Origin of the sequence: Pseudomonas sp. CM25 (assembly GCF_013179705.1) — a bacterium.
Classification (GTDB): Bacteria; Pseudomonadota; Gammaproteobacteria; order Pseudomonadales; family Pseudomonadaceae; genus Aquipseudomonas.
The window spans coordinates 1-1,884 of the sequence record NZ_JABMCW010000591.1; the positions used below are offsets into that span (position 1 = coordinate 1).

Here is a 1,884-nt window from a genome sequence, read left to right on the forward strand (position 1 = left end):
ACCGCAGAGGACAGATCCATGAAGTTCGAAGGCACCCGCGACTACGTCGCCACAGACGACCTGAAGCTGGCGGTAAACGCGGCCATCACCCTCGAACGCCCGTTGCTGGTCAAGGGCGAGCCCGGCACCGGCAAGACCATGCTCGCCGAACAGCTGGCGGCCTCGTTCGGCGCACGTCTGATTACCTGGCATATCAAGTCCACCACCAAGGCCCACCAGGGCCTGTACGAGTACGATGCGGTCAGCCGCCTGCGTGACTCGCAGCTGGGCGTGGACAAGGTCCACGATGTGCGCAATTACCTGAAAAAGGGCAAGTTGTGGGAGGCCTTCGAGGCCGAAGAGCGGGTCATCCTGCTGATCGACGAAATCGACAAAGCCGACATCGAGTTCCCCAACGACCTGTTGCAGGAACTCGACAAGATGGAGTTCTACGTCTACGAAATCGACGAGACCATCAAGGCCAGGCAGCGCCCGATCATCATCATTACCTCCAACAACGAAAAGGAGCTGCCGGATGCCTTCCTGCGCCGCTGCTTCTTCCATTACATCGCCTTCCCCGACCGCACCACCCTGCAGCAGATCGTCGATGTGCACTACCCGAACATCAGCCAGTCGCTGGTCAGCGAGGCGCTGGACGTGTTCTTCGACGTGCGCAAGGTGCCGGGCCTGAAGAAAAAACCGTCCACTTCCGAGCTGGTCGACTGGCTCAAGCTGCTGATGGCCGACAACATCGGTGAAGCGGTGCTCCGCGAACGCGACCCGACCAAGGCCATTCCGCCGCTGGCCGGGGCACTGGTGAAGAACGAGCAGGACGTGCAACTGCTCGAGCGCCTGGCCTTCATGAGCCGGCGCGGCAACCGCTGACAGGAGCCGGGCCATGCTGCTCAACCTGTTCAATGAAATGCGCGCAGCCAAGGTGCCGGTATCGGTACGCGAGCTGCTCGACCTGCACCACGCCCTGGAAAAGCACGTGGTGTTCGCCGACATGGACGCGTTCTACTACCTCGCCCGCGCCATCCTGGTGAAGGACGAGCGCCACTTCGACAAGTTCGACCGGGCGTTTGCCGCTTACTTCAAAGGCCTGGAAAACCTCGACCGGCACATCGAGGCGTTGATCCCCGAAGACTGGCTGCGCAAGGAATTCGAACGCTCGCTCACCGACGAGGAACGTGCGCAGATCCAGTCGCTGGGCGGCCTGGACAAGCTCATCGAGGCGTTCAAGCAGCGCCTCGAAGAGCAGAAGGAGCGCCACGCCGGCGGCAACAAGTGGATCGGCACCGGCGGCACCAGCCCGTTCGGCTCGGGCGGCTTCAACCCCGAGGGCATCCGCGTGGGCGAGGCCGGCAAGCGCCAGGGCAAGGCGGTGAAGGTGTGGGACCAGCGCGAATACAAGAACCTGGACGACCAGGTGGAGCTGGGCACACGCAACATCAAGCTGGCCCTGCGCCGGCTGCGCAAGTTCGCGCGGCAAGGCGCCGCAGAAGAGCTGGACATCGACGGCACCATCGACCACACCGCACGTGACGCCGGGCTGTTGAATATCCAGATGCGCCCCGAGCGGCGCAACACGGTGAAGCTGCTGTTGCTGTTCGACATCGGCGGCTCGATGGACGCCCACATCAAGGTCTGCGAAGAGCTGTTCTCGGCGTGCAAGACCGAGTTCAAACACCTGGAGTATTACTACTTCCACAACTGCGTGTACGAGTCGGTGTGGAAGAACAACCTGCGGCGCACTTCGGAGCGCTATTCCACGTTCGACCTGCTGCACAAGTACGGCGACGACTACAAAGTGATCTTCGTCGGCGATGCGGCCATGGCCCCGTACGAAATCACCCAGCCGGGTGGCAGCGTGGAGCACTGGAATGAAGAGGCCGGGTATGTGTG

2 protein-coding genes are annotated in these 1,884 nt (G+C 62.2%); both read left to right on the plus strand.

From position 1 onward, the window contains the following. The first annotated feature begins 18 nt into the window (after positions 1-18). Positions 19-864 carry a MoxR family ATPase gene (locus tag HP546_RS29760; protein ID WP_013973748.1) on the plus strand — a complete coding sequence of 282 codons (846 nt, stop codon included), beginning with the start codon at positions 19-21 and terminating at the stop codon, positions 862-864. 13 nt (positions 865-877) lie between these two features. After that, positions 878-1,884, plus strand: a 1,007-nt coding sequence (locus HP546_RS29765) for a VWA domain-containing protein (protein ID WP_172233321.1), incomplete at its 3' end; no start/stop codon positions are given.

Bases quoted from the DNA above. Each gene is read 5' to 3' on its own strand.
- HP546_RS29760 (WP_013973748.1), top strand. From the start codon at position 19: ATGAAGTTCGAAGGCACCCGCGACTACGTCGCCACAGACGACCTGAAG.